This window comes from Pseudomonas sp. NIBRBAC000502773 (genome assembly GCF_006517195.1).
Taxonomy (GTDB): Bacteria; Pseudomonadota; Gammaproteobacteria; order Pseudomonadales; family Pseudomonadaceae; genus Aquipseudomonas; species Aquipseudomonas marginalis.
Genome location: NZ_CP041189.1, coordinates 5913012 through 5925452, shown reverse-complemented (window position 1 = coordinate 5925452; position 12441 = coordinate 5913012). Strand labels below are relative to the sequence as shown.

Here is a 12441-nt window from a genome sequence, read left to right as displayed (position 1 = left end):
CCCACCCCAAATCAACTGAACAGACAGGGTTCAATGTGGGAGGGGGCTTGCCCCCGATTGCGGTATGTCAGCAACAACTGAGGTGGCTGACCCACCGCTATCGGGAGCAAGTCGAATCGTCGCACCGCCCCTCCCACATTTTTTAACCGCGTGCATTCAGGTAACGAGTTGGTTGATCTCGATGATCGGCAACAGCACCGCCATCACGATCACCAGCACCACCGCGCCCATCACCACGATCATCAGCGGCTCCAGCAGCGCGGTCATGCCCATGGCCCGCCGTTCGATATCCCGCGACAAGGTCTGCGCCGCCCGCTCCAGCATCGGTGGCAGCGAGCCGGTTTTTTCGCCACTGGCGATTAGGTGGATCAGCACCGGCGGGAAGACCTTTTCCACCGCCAGTGCCGGGGCCAGGTTGACGCCTTCGCGCACCTTGGCCGTGGCATCGTTGACGCACTGGCTCAGGCGTTCGTTGGACAGGGTCTGCCGCGCCGCTTCCAGGGCCCGCAGCAACGGCACCCCGGCACCGCCGAGGATTGCCAGGGTCGAGGCAAAGCGCGCGGTGTTCAGGCCCAGCACAAAACGCCCGATCAGCGGCAGGCGCAGCACGCGGCTGTGCCAGTTCAAGCGCGCCACCGGGTTGCGCAGGTACAGGCGCCAGCCCCAGAACCCACCGACAATCCCGCCGAAACACAGCCAGCCCCAGGCGCGGATAAAGTCGCTGGCGTTGAGCATCGCCAATGTCAGCCCGGGCAAGTCCTGGCGCGCCTGGGAAAACGCGCTGACCACCTGGGGCACCACGTAGCTGAGCAAAAAAATCACGATACCGATGGACACCAGCCCGACCACACCGGGGTAGATAAACGCGGTGAGGATCTTGCCGCGCAGGTTGTTGCGCTCCTCGATGTAGTCGGCCAGGCGTTCCATCACCTGGGCCAGGTCACCGGACTCCTCCCCCGCCGCGATCAGTGCGCGGTAGATCGACGGAAAGTCCCGAGGCCGCGCGGCCAAGGCATCCGCCAGACGCATGCCGCCGCGTACATCGGCACGCACGGCGGCCAGGGTCTGGGCGATGTGTTTTTTCTCCGCCTGTTCCACCGTGGCGCTTAATGCCGCCTCCAGGGGCAGGCTGGCGCCGAGCAGGCTCGCCAGTTGCCGCGTGGCCCAGGCCAGGTCGTTATCCGACAGCTTGGCGCTGAACAGGCTGCTGCCGGCGGCGCTTTGCTGGCCGCCCTCGACCTGCACCAGCAGCGCGGTCAGGCCACGGCCGCGCAGCACGGCAAACGCCCCGCTCTGGCTGTCGGCCTCCAGGTGCCCGGCCTCGACTTTGCCGCTGGCATCGGCGGCTTCATAGCGGTAGCGATTCATCAGGCGTCCCGTGTCACGCGCAGGATTTCTTCCGGTGCGGTGGCGCCGCTGCGCACCCAGCGCTCGCCGTCTTCACGCATACTGAACATCCCCGCACGGCGCGCCGCCACGCGCAGATCCTGCTCGCCGGCGCCCTGGTGGATCAGGCTGCGCACCTCGTCGTCGACGCAAAACAATTCATGGATACCGGTACGTCCGCTGTAGCCGATCTGGTTGCACTGCGCACAGCCCACCGGGCGCCAGGTGCCGGGCGCGGCCGGGTCTTCCTGCTTGCAATGCGGGCACAGGCGGCGGACCAGGCGTTGCGCCAGCACGCCCAGCAGTGACGAGGCCAGCAGGAACGGCTCGACGCCCATGTCGATCAGGCGGTTGACCGCCGACACCGCATCGTTGGTGTGCAGGGTCGCCAGCACCAGGTGCCCGGTGAGCGAGGCCTGCACCGCGATTTGGGCGGTCTCCAGGTCGCGGATTTCACCGATCATGATGATGTCCGGGTCCTGGCGCAGGATCGCCCGCAGGGCCAGGCCGAAGGTCATGTCGATCTTGGCGTTGACCTGGATCTGGCTGATGCCCGGCAGGTCGTATTCCACCGGGTCCTCCACGGTGAGGATATTGCTGGTGCTCGCATCCAGCCGAGCCAGTGCGGCGTACAGGCTGGTGGTCTTGCCGCTGCCCGTAGGCCCGGTGACCAGCACGATGCCGTGGGGCTGGCGAATCAAGGTGTCGAGGCGCGCCAGCAACTGCGGCTCCATGCCCAGGGTCTCCAGTTGCAGCCGCCCGGCCTGCTTGTCGAGCAAGCGCATCACCACGCGCTCGCCATGCCCGGTGGGCACGGTCGACACACGAATATCAATCGGCCGCCCGGCCACGCGCAGGGCGATACGACCGTCCTGGGGCAGGCGTTTTTCGGCGATGTCGAGCTGGGCCATGATCTTGATCCGCGACACCAGTGCGCCATGCAGCGCCTTGCGCGGCGACACCACATCCCGCAACGTGCCGTCGACGCGGTAGCGCACCACGGAGTGGGTTTCATAAGGCTCGATATGGATATCACTGGCCTCGTCCCGCGCCGCCTGGGTGAGCAAGGCGTTGATCATGCGGATCACCGGCGCGCCGTCCTGGGTGTCGAGCAGGTCGGTGATCTCGGGCATGTCCTGCATCAGGCGGTCGAGGTCGACCTCGTTCTCTGCCGCCCCCACCACGGCGGCGGCGCTGCCCGTATCGGCATAAGCACTGGCGAGGAGGCCGTCGAGTTCATCGTCGCGTACCTGTTCAACCCGCGACTGGCCGAAATGGCGCCGTACTTCGCTGATGGACCAACCGGGGGTGGAGGGGCAGACGGTCAGCAGCATGCCGTCGTCGCCGGGGCGCAGGAGGATGCGTTGGGATTTGGCCCAGGCGTAAGGGAGAAGGCTCACAAGACATCTTCCTGACCGAGCGCGGTCACAAAACAACGTACCCACGATGCGAAGCGAGCCGCTTTTGATCTTCGGCGCCCCGTAAAACCACGCTGGCCGAACGCAGGCTTGAATCCGTGGGTAACCCGGCAGGACGCCGGGTTAGCCGTCCTGGGCCAGGGATGGCCCATGACGGCGGCCCACGGATTCAAGCCTGCGTTCGGGCACACCGAGCCTAGGCGAGGTGCCGAGTGGTGGGGCGAGGACCTTTTGGTTACTTTTGGGTCCTTCCAAAAGTGACCCGCTGTAAGAGCGGAACCATAGGTGGCCGTTACCGCAGAAATGGATATGTACACGGTCAAAATGTTCACGGTCGCCCCCCAGAAACCGGCACCGCCCGAATCACCGCCCTCGGCCCCTGCTGCTGCCCCCCCGGAATCGCCTTCTCCACCGCCGGCAATTGCGGCGCCTGCACATCCGGCATCGCCCAACTGTGTTCCGGCTGCAACCCACTCTGCGCCCGGCGCATAAACTCATAACGGTTCAGGGTAATGCTGCGCCCCGCGCCACTGTCGCGGATGATGTAAGGCCGCAAAAACACCATCAGGTTGGTCTTGCTCACACTGCGCTTCTCGTTGCGAAACAACGCCCCCAACCCCGGAATATCCGAGAGCCACGGCACCGCGTCATTGCTCTGGCTGTAGCCGTCCTGCAACAGCCCGCCGAGCACCATGATCTGCCCGTCGTCGAGCAGGATGCTGGTATCGATCGCGCGCTTGTTGGTCACCGTGCCCGCCGACACCGACGCCCGTGTGTCCACGGTGCTGACCTCCTGGTAGATATCCAGCTTCACCGTGCCGCCTTCGGAGATCTGCGGGCGTACATTCAGCTTGAGCCCCACCTCTTCGCGCTGCACGGTCTGGAACGGGTTATTGCTGGTACCGCCGCCACCGGTCACATAACTGCCGGTGACGAATGGAATGGTCTGCCCGACGAAAATGCTCGCCGCTTCGTTGTCCAGGGTCAGCAGGTTCGGCGTGGACAGCACGTTGGTGCCGCCCTTGCTCTTCAAGGCACGGGCCAGGACCTTAAGGTCGAGTACCTTGCCGATCCCCGGAATATCCACGGTGCCGTTGACCACGCCAATATTCAGGCCCTTGGGCAGTACGTCGATGCTGGTGGGACTGGCGGGCGTGCCCACGACACCGCTGCCCCCCAGGTTCACCCCGCCGAAGCCACCTCTGCCCGCCAGATTGCCAGCCTGCCATTGCACTCCGAACTCGGTAGCATCGTCCTCGCCCACTTCCACGATCAGGCTTTCGATCACCACCTGGGCGCGGCGCTGGTCGAGCATGTCGATCACTTCCCGCAGGTTGCGGTACAGCGGGTCCGGCGCGGAGATCAGCAGGGTGTTGGTGGTGGCGTCGGCCTGGATGGTCACGCCGCCGGCGCTGAACGCGGTGTCCTGCTCGTTGGCGGTATTGCCGCTGCCAGTACTGGTGCCGGTGCTGGAGCCGGTGGCTTGCCCATAGCCCGACTGCACGCCACTGCCGGTGGGCGTGCCGCTGCTGTTCTGGGCATTACTCGTGCCCTGGCTGTTATTGCCATTGCCGCCCATGGCGCTGAGCTTGCCACGCCCATCGTCGCTCACCCCGGAATCGCTCTCACCGGTGAGCAACCCGCGCAGCGACTGGGCCAGCTTGGCCGCCTGGGCGTTGCGCAGGTACACCACGTGCATATTGCTGGGGTTGCTCTGGGCATTGTCGAGCTTGTAGATGAGGTTGCGCGCCAGCTCCGTACGTTCGGGGCTGCCGGAACGGATGATGATCGAATTGGAGCGCGGGTCACCGACCACGTTGATCTTCTGGGTCTGGTCGGCGCCCTGGGTTTCCAGCAGCTCGGAAACCATGGCGGCGATGTCCACGGCAATGCCGTTCTGAATCTGCACCACATCGGTGTCGATGGCGCTGGGGGTGTCGATGCCGCTGATGATCTGGGCGACCCGCGCGAGGTTTTCCGCATAGTCGGTGATGACGATGCTGTTGTTGCCGGGGTAGGCGTTGATCGGGTTGTTCGGCGACACGATGGGACGCAGCACCGGGATCAGGTTCACCGCATTTTCGTATTGCAGGCGGAAGGTGCGCGTCTGCATGCCACTGCTGCCGGCGCTGTAGATCGGCCCGCCGAGCAACTTGGCATCGGCCTCCGGCACCACCTGGGCCACGCCGCCCACATCCACCACGCTGAAGCCCTGCATGCGCAGCGCCGCCAGCAGCATGTCGTAGGCCTGATGGGCCGGCACCTGGCCTTCGCTGACCAGGGTGAGCTTGCCCTTTACCCGTGGGTCCACCAGGAACTGCTGGCCGGTGGCACGGGACAGCGCACGCACCACCGCCTGGATATCGGCATCGACAAAGTTGAGCTGCACCGGCTGGTCACCCAGCGGGTTACGCGCCTTGACCGGCGCCGGGGCCTGGCCACGGACGCTGTTGGTCACCGGGTGCTGGACCCGCGGTTTCGGCGCTTCGTCGCGCTGGCGATCCAGCAGGGTATCGCCGCTGCGCCGGGTATCAGCCAGGGGTTGGCCAAGCTCACTGTCCACCAGTAACGGCGTGGTTGACGGGCTGCTGCACGCACTCAAGGCCAGCAACAGCAACGGCGCGGCCTTGCGAAAAGGGAGGACTGACCACTTCATGAAGCTTCCTTAGCGCCAGGCGCCTGATCCATGCGAACGGTCCCGGACACAGTGCCGGCCGAGTTATCGACGGCATCCGCAGCACGTTGCAAACGCGCCTCGGACACCTCCAGGGAAAATGAACGGGGATTGCCCAGCAGCCAGCCCACCACGGCGTCGGCCGGGGCGTTGTCGAAGGTCAGGCGCCAACCGCCGGCGTCCAGCGCCTGCACCTGGAAATGCCCTTGCAGGCCGGCACTGTCCAGGGCCTGGCGCAACGCGGCTTCGTCGGCCTGGCGCGGCGCGGCGACATCCTGCAACAACACCTGCAAGGCTTCGGCCTGGGCGCGCAGCCTGGGGGTTTCGGCCTGCCAGTAGTCGATCTTTTTCAACGCCGGCTGCACCAGCACCAGCCAGGTCAGCAGGCTTGCCAGCACCAGCCCGGCGCCGATCAGCAGGCGTTTCTCGCGCAGGGCCAGGCCGCTCCAGAACACCTGGGCCTGGGTGCGCAGGCGCAGCCACCTATTCATCGCCGGCCTCCGGTTTTTCCGTGGCCGGCGCCGGGCCGATGCGCCAGCCCTGCTCATCGCGCGTGGCGGCAAAACCGGCCTGGGCCAACGCCGCCTGCCACTCGCCCTCGGCCGCCGGGTTGCGGCTGTCGGCGAGTAGCGCCAGGTGCAAGGTGCCCTGCTCAAAGTTCAGGTTATCGACGCTGCCCACCATAAAGGGCAGGTTGCTGCCTGCCAGTTGCAGCAGGCTGCTGAAGCGTTGGCCCGAATCGGCAGCCGCGCCGCTCTGACGTGCGGCCAACTGTTGACGGGCCTGCTGCAAGGGGTTGAGCACCACGGGTAATTCAGGAAACGCCTGGCGCACCTGTTGGTTCATCAACGCCTTGAGCCGTTGGCCTTCGTCGACCTGGCGCGCGGCATACAGGTTGAGGCCGACGGTCCAGATGGCAGCGGCCAGCGCCACACAAGCCAGCGCCCTGCCCCATCCGGCGCCGGAGGCTTGACCGAGGCGAGCATGCAAGCCCCAGCCAGGCACCGCGCCGCTCCAACGCTGCGCCTCCGCCACCAGCGGCACGTCGAGCGTCTGCAACCCCAGTGGGTGCACAGCGCCCTGTTGCTGGCTGTCGCGGGTCAACAGATAGCCGTCGTCCAACGCCGCCGCCCCCACCGGCAAGGCATAGGGCGCCGGGTACAGGCCGCGCAGCTTGAGCTGCACCTGGGCCAAGACCTGGCCCAGCCGTTCCAGCCCGGCCTTGGGCACCCAGCCCACCTGCACGCGCCCATCGCTTTCGCGCGGGCCGTGGGCCACGTGCATCTGTTCCACCGGCCCGAGGATCAGCGCCTGGGCCGCACAGGCCACCGCCGCCTGGTTTTTTGCTGCGGGCAATGGCGGCAGCTCCAGGCTGGTGAGCAGGCTGTCATGCGGGTGCAGAAAGCAGTCCACCGCCTGCCGGCGCTTGCCCAATTGCGCCAGGCTTTCCTGCCCCTCGGCCACCACCACGCCACGCTCGAGCCAGGCAAATTTCACCTGGCTTTCAGCACTGACCTGATCCAGCGGCGGCAAGGCAATGCGCAAGCGTTTCATACGCCCACCCGCGACCAGATCACCCTGGGTTCACGGTCTTCGGGGCGGTGCAGCAACGCGTCGATCGTCACCCGCCGGCGCTCGCGTCGCGCCTGGCCCTGGAGGCGAAACCACTCGCTGGTAATGCCCACTTGCACCGCTTCCAACTCCACCTGGGGCAAGTGCAGGCGGTTGACGAAATCCCCACGGTTGATAAACCAATGCCCGTTGTCGCGCTCGGCCACCAGCCCGTGGGCCTGGGACAGGCTGAGCTGCGGCACCACCGCGCTGAGCACTTCGGCACTGGCGGTGTTGCCGTTGACCCAGGTATTGCCGGGTAGCACGCTGACGTACGCCTGCAGGCGCTGCAACACCTCCGGGGTCAGGCCTTCGAGGCCACTGAGGTCGTCGAGGCTGCGCAGCATCGGGTATTTGGCGGGCTGCCCGTTCTGTTCATAGGAAGCAATCACCCGCTGGCTGATGCGCCGGCTCACGGCCGGGGCCACGCCCAGGGTGCGGCACAGGCGCTCGAAACTCTGCAATTGCTCGGCGTCGGGCTGGTGGCGGTTAACCAGGTTGCGCAGGTTGAACTTGCCCTGTTCATCGTCGATCCGCCCCTCGAACACGCCGGCCTGGGCCCGTGCCCAGGGCTGGTCAAGGCGGGTCAGCACGTCCTTCTGGCGCGCTTCCCAGAGCATCTGCCGGCTGCGCTCAAGACCGCCCAGCAACAGCCATTGGCCCTGCACGCGCGACTGTTCGGCTTCCAGGCTGCGGGTGAATACGGTCTGGCGCGTGAGCATGCCGCCGGCGATCACCGCCACCACCGCCGCGATCAGCAAAGCACTGATAATCGCCATGCCGCGCTGCTTCGCCGCTGGGGGCGAATACCCTTTCATGGCGCGCCTTACAACTGCCAGGAGCCGATATCGGCATTCACGCCATCGCCATCCGGTTGGCCATCGGCGCCCAAGGAGAACACATCGACCTCACCGTTGGCGCCCGGATTGAGGTAGTGGTAAGGATGGCCCCAGGGATCGTTGGGCAAACGCTCGAGGTAGGCGCGCCAGTTGTTGTTCTTGGCATCCGCCGGGCGCTCCACCAGCACTTTCAGGCCCTGGTTCATGCTCGGGTAAGTGCCGTGGTCGAGGCGATACAGCTTCAACGCCTGCATCAACCCGCCGATGTCCTGTTTCGCCGCGGTGGCCCGCGCCTGGTCCGGGCGATCGAGGACCTTGGGCACCACCATCGCCGCGAGGATCCCGAGGATGACCACCACCACCATGATCTCGATCAAGGTGAAGCCACGCTGGCCGCGAGGGCCTGGCAATGGGGATGTTAGGCGCGCGATATCCATCTCGACATTCCTTGGCTTGGGTACATTTCGTGGCGCAGTGTTGCAAGAACACATGTCAGTCGTATTGAAAATCCTCGGGAGTTTCGGTCGCCAATCGGTCAACTGCCGGCGCTAGTCTGCGGGCCTGTTTCCCGGCTTTGAGAACCCCATGTACGGCCGTCGCAAGGAGCAAGGTTTTACCCTGATCGAGGTGCTGGTGGCGCTGGCGATTATCGCTGTGGCGATGGCCGCCGCCATCCGCGTGGCCGGGTTGATGACCCAGGGCGACGGCCTGCTGCGGGACAAATCCATGGGGTTGCTGGCGGCGCAGAGTCGCCTGGCGGAGTTGCGCCTGGAGGGGCATTTGCGCGACGGCACAAAGACCTTCAGCTGTGACCAGGGGCGCTTGAAGCTGCGGTGCGAGCAGACCATCAGCCGCGATGGCCGCCTGTTTCAAGTCAACGTGCAGGTGCTCGACGCCAGCCGCGAGGCGCCGCCGCTGGCCCGCGTGGAGACACAGGTCAGGGCCGAGTGAGCCGCGGCAAGGCCGGCCCATCGGGCAACTTGTCGAGGTTGACGCGCAGCTTCTCGCCGCCGCGCTCGATCTCGACCCCGTCGCCTTCGATGGCCGTGAGCCGCACGCCCGGGCTGAGGCGCTCGCCCAGCAGGAAACTGCGCGGCGGGCCGTCGTTGAGACTGAGGATCGCCACCGCACCGCGCGCCCCGGCCAGCACCCCAGAGACCTTGACCTGCAACGCCGCCGGCGCATTGGAAAACCATTGCAGCGCCGGGTTATCGCTGCGCGCCGCCAGCACCTGGGGCGCGGCCTGGGGGGTATGGGACTCGGCGGACGTCAGCAGCAGCGGCGTCCAGACCGCCACACCGGCCAATGCCGCCAGCAACGCCACGATCTGCACACCGTGGGCCGGTGAGAAACGCAGGGTGAATGCCATGGGAAGGACCTCCTGTTTGTCCATGGCACCAGCCTACAGGCCAATTCGCACGTTTTTATTTCACAAGCTCACCAGCTTTCGAGGGGCCTACCGATGAAACAGCAAGGCTTCACCCTGATCGAGTTGATGGTGGTGCTGGTGATCATCGGCATTGCCAGCGCCGCCATCAGCCTGACCATCAAGCCCGACCCGCTGCACCTGCTGCGCAAGGACGCCGAGCGCCTGAGCCAACTGCTGCAAGTGGCCCAGGCCGAAGCCCGCGCGGACGGCCGCCCGATCACCTGGCGCGCCGACGCCAAGGGCTTTCGCTTCAACCGCCGCACCGACGATGGCAGCGGCGTCGAAGCGTTCCAGGGCGACACCCAACTGCGTCCGCGCCTGTGGGAAAGCACGCCGATGCACATCAATATCGAACCCCGGCAAACCCTGGTGCTCGACGCCGAATGGATCAACCCACCCGTGCGCATCGTGCTGTCCGACGGCCAACACAGCCTCAGCCTGCAACGCGACACCGCCGGCTTGATGCGCGTGGTGAGCCAGCCATGAAGCGCTCCGAACAAGGCTTCACCCTGATCGAAGTGATGGTCGCGATCATGCTTATGGCCGTGGTCAGCGTGATCGCCTGGCGCGGCCTGGACAGCGTCACCCGCGCCGACCAGCACCTGCAGGCAAGCAGCGAACAGACCGAAGTGCTGCTGCGCGCCCTCAACCAACTGCAGCGCGACATCAGCCTGCGCGCCAGCGTCGAACTGAACGCCCCGGAGCCCTCAAAGAACAGTGCAGAAAAGCTCGATGGACTGGCGGCGATCACCGTGCGCAGTTCCGACAGCAAAGGCTTTCGGCTGGACATCATTCGCAGCGCACCCATCGCCGGCGATGGCCTGCAACGGGTGCGTTGGTGGCTCAAGGGCGACCGCTTGTATCGCGCTGCCGCACCCGCGCGAGACCGCTATCCGCTGCCGGCGGCGAAGGATGGCGTGGTGGTGTTGAGCGGGGTCCGTGATTTGCAGGTGCGGGTGTGGGAGGCGGATAAGGGCTGGCGGCAGTTGAGCGGGAATCGGCGCGAGGATCCGTTGGGGTTGGAGATCAGTTTGGTGCGGGAGACGCCGCAGGGGGTGGAGAAGTATCGGCAGGTGGTGGGGCCACTGAGATAGCCGTCCCCCACTCGCGCTTCTCATGTAGCTGGCGAGCGCAAGACATTGCAAAGCAGTCGGTCCAAGAAGGCTTAACTATCCCGCTCCAGAATGTAACAAAGGATAATTTTTCTTTATAGTCACCACACCAAAATCAGAAGCACGTTTGAGTTTTTCATCGAGCTGCTTCTGGGTAGCTCTAGTTGATACCTCAGCATCACTTTCATATTTTGCGCCAACTTACTATCGAGAAGCTAAATTCTTAGCCGCTTGATGCAAAGCAATCACAAGATCCTCAAGTTTCAAGTTCAATTTACCTCCCTCAATAGCGGAACAAATTTCTATTTCAATTGATCTTCCTGGCTCATGCGGTACCTCAGCCAACTGACTCGACCCCGCCCAAATTTCGACTACACAATTCTCTCGGTCTGGGGGGCTTGTTATCACAGTTGATAAAAGACTCATGGCTTCGGCGGCTCCAATAACCCAATAAATTTTCCATTCGAATCGTAGCGAAGCCGACGACCATCGGGGGCAATCACATCCATGACCTTCCCAAATCCACCGGCGTCTTTGTGGTCGCTGGGGATCACTCGGGGTCAGACCCCGTTTACCCTCTATTTCGCACGCCAATCTGGGTATTATGACCGAGGACCGACTCGCCACAGGTCTTCGGAAGTGTAGAAGCTGTTTAACCTCCAATCGTGGCTGTGACTTTTGCACCGCTTCAACCCAGTAACAGGACGTTGTTTTTCATTAAATCACACACTAGAAAGCTTCCACAGTATCGCGTAAGGCAGCTCATCATCAACAATATCATGCAAGCGAAAATAATAAACAGCCAATGAACTTTCTAAGCCCTTATGAACAAATGCACCATCAGACATAACACGATAAGAGGCGTACTCCATAAACTTGTCAGAACCAAGAGAGCTAAGGGCATTTTTTATCTGACTATAGGTCTCCCCCGCCCCAACTGGAAGCAATTCAGGCGGCGGCCGGCATACGGCCATGTCATCATTTTCAACATCCCTGTAGTAGGCTCTTCTAAATGCAGGCTCACTGCAGGCCCAGTAGAGGGATAGCAAACGAAGTTTTTCCTCTCCCTCATCAGAAGACTCGTCAGCTAAAAAATACTGATCGTCTGAAATTTTGTATGCACCGTCGTCCATAGCGATAACGCATTGCTCCCGTACATCAACGGCGCCCCCAACTTTTGATTTGCACAGCGATGACCATTCTTTCATCTTAAATACCTCGAGCCTATTGTGGCCATTTGAATATTCGGCCTTCGACCCTGCCAGCCTTAAGCGCACTCTCTGCGGCTGCGTTGGCCGATCCCTCCGGCATATTTTTAACGGAATTTATGATCTCTGACTGCCAGGCCTATAACTTTAAATCTGGCAAGGAAGTCGGATAGTACCGTGATCGACTAATTTCATTTCACCAGACGGCAAGCCGCTCGCAGTTCCTTTTGCATCTAATCAGCAGCTGTAAAAAAATGTTTATCTAGATCAACAGGAGGAAACTGACCAGGTAGAATTTTTGACGAAATATCTCTGCTAAGCAGCTTTAAAATAAACTCAACACAGCCGAAGTTGTAGATTTCCTCTTCCCCCTGATCCGAGCTATGAATAGCAACTTTCCATGAGTCTGGCTCCCCATCAACCAACCAAACAAAAGTTTCTCCATTATCCGTTACCGCCCAAGGAAGAAAAGAGCCTTCCGCAGGGTAATCTGGTCTTGGATAGTCCGATAAAAATTCCTGCCTCATTACAGCGTACGCGTCTATAAAATATTGGCTTTTGTCAAAATTCAAATTTGAGTTTTCTGAAAATGGATCTAACACCCATACGAAATCGTCTACTGCTCCACATCCGTAAATTGATATGAACTGTTTAAAATCAGATGGTAATCGCAGACCTCCCTCAGATTCAAAGGTCGCCCAAGCCGCATTATCAAAGATTCGCTGAGAGGGTGGCGAAAGGAGAGCAATCAGTTCATTTATCAT

At 62.7% G+C, this 12441-nt stretch carries 13 protein-coding genes; 3 read left to right on the top strand and 10 right to left on the bottom strand.

Features of this window, described 5'->3' with window-relative positions; genetic code table 11:
- Positions 1 to 156: 156 nt before the first annotated feature.
- The 7 genes from gspF to gspG form a co-directional block, all read right to left on the bottom strand.
- Positions 157 to 1368, bottom strand: coding sequence for a type II secretion system inner membrane protein GspF (gene gspF, locus NIBR502773_RS27440; protein WP_141157431.1), 1212 nt, complete (start codon positions 1366 to 1368; stop codon positions 157 to 159).
- Positions 1368 to 2786 carry a type II secretion system ATPase GspE gene (gene gspE, locus NIBR502773_RS27435; RefSeq protein ID WP_141157430.1) on the bottom strand — a complete coding sequence of 473 codons (1419 nt, stop codon included), beginning with the start codon at positions 2784 to 2786 and terminating at the stop codon, positions 1368 to 1370. The genes gspF and gspE overlap by 1 nt, the downstream gene beginning before the upstream one ends.
- Positions 2787 to 3132: 346 nt before the next feature.
- The gene (gene gspD, locus NIBR502773_RS27430; RefSeq protein ID WP_141157429.1) at positions 3133 to 5460 is read right to left on the bottom strand and encodes a type II secretion system secretin GspD; all 2328 of its coding nucleotides are present in this window, start codon (positions 5458 to 5460) and stop codon (positions 3133 to 3135) included.
- Complete coding sequence (gene gspM / locus NIBR502773_RS27425; RefSeq protein WP_141157428.1) at positions 5457 to 5969, bottom strand: type II secretion system protein GspM; 513 nt, start codon at positions 5967 to 5969, stop codon at positions 5457 to 5459. The genes gspD and gspM overlap by 4 nt, the downstream gene beginning before the upstream one ends.
- On the bottom strand, positions 5962 to 7032 hold the full coding sequence (gene gspL / locus NIBR502773_RS27420) for a type II secretion system protein GspL (protein ID WP_141157427.1): 1071 nt from the start codon (positions 7030 to 7032) through the stop codon (positions 5962 to 5964). The genes gspM and gspL overlap by 8 nt, the downstream gene beginning before the upstream one ends.
- Positions 7029 to 7907 carry a type II secretion system minor pseudopilin GspK gene (gspK, locus tag NIBR502773_RS27415; protein WP_168209019.1) on the bottom strand — a complete coding sequence of 293 codons (879 nt, stop codon included), beginning with the start codon at positions 7905 to 7907 and terminating at the stop codon, positions 7029 to 7031. The genes gspL and gspK overlap by 4 nt, the downstream gene beginning before the upstream one ends.
- Positions 7908 to 7915: 8 nt before the next feature.
- Positions 7916 to 8365: a type II secretion system major pseudopilin GspG gene (gspG, locus tag NIBR502773_RS27410; RefSeq protein ID WP_049708805.1), complete on the bottom strand. Its 450-nt coding sequence runs from the start codon at positions 8363 to 8365 to the stop codon at positions 7916 to 7918.
- A gap of 148 nt (positions 8366 to 8513) precedes the next feature.
- On the opposite strand from gspG, the gene gspI reads away from it, so the two are divergent.
- The gene (gene gspI / locus NIBR502773_RS27405; RefSeq protein WP_141157425.1) at positions 8514 to 8879 is read left to right on the top strand and encodes a type II secretion system minor pseudopilin GspI; all 366 of its coding nucleotides are present in this window, start codon (positions 8514 to 8516) and stop codon (positions 8877 to 8879) included.
- Here gspI and NIBR502773_RS27400 read toward each other — a convergent pair.
- Positions 8866 to 9297, bottom strand: coding sequence for a type II secretion system protein N (locus NIBR502773_RS27400; RefSeq protein WP_027607547.1), 432 nt, complete (start codon positions 9295 to 9297; stop codon positions 8866 to 8868). The two genes, gspI and NIBR502773_RS27400, sit on opposite strands and share 14 nt — an antisense overlap.
- A gap of 93 nt (positions 9298 to 9390) precedes the next feature.
- Here NIBR502773_RS27400 and gspH point away from each other — a divergent pair, with 93 nt between their 5' ends.
- Positions 9391 to 9843 carry a type II secretion system minor pseudopilin GspH gene (gene gspH / locus NIBR502773_RS27395; RefSeq protein WP_027607548.1) on the top strand — a complete coding sequence of 151 codons (453 nt, stop codon included), beginning with the start codon at positions 9391 to 9393 and terminating at the stop codon, positions 9841 to 9843.
- On the top strand, positions 9840 to 10451 hold the full coding sequence (locus NIBR502773_RS27390; protein WP_141157424.1) for a type II secretion system protein GspJ: 612 nt from the start codon (positions 9840 to 9842) through the stop codon (positions 10449 to 10451). The genes gspH and NIBR502773_RS27390 overlap by 4 nt, the downstream gene beginning before the upstream one ends.
- A gap of 740 nt (positions 10452 to 11191) precedes the next feature.
- Here NIBR502773_RS27390 and NIBR502773_RS27385 read toward each other — a convergent pair.
- Both NIBR502773_RS27385 and NIBR502773_RS27380 read right to left on the bottom strand, forming a co-directional pair.
- A complete protein-coding gene (locus tag NIBR502773_RS27385) occupies positions 11192 to 11677 on the bottom strand; it encodes a hypothetical protein (RefSeq protein WP_141157423.1) in 486 nt (161 codons plus the stop codon).
- Between the two features lie 233 nt (positions 11678 to 11910).
- Complete coding sequence (locus NIBR502773_RS27380; protein ID WP_141157422.1) at positions 11911 to 12441, bottom strand: SMI1/KNR4 family protein; 531 nt, start codon at positions 12439 to 12441, stop codon at positions 11911 to 11913.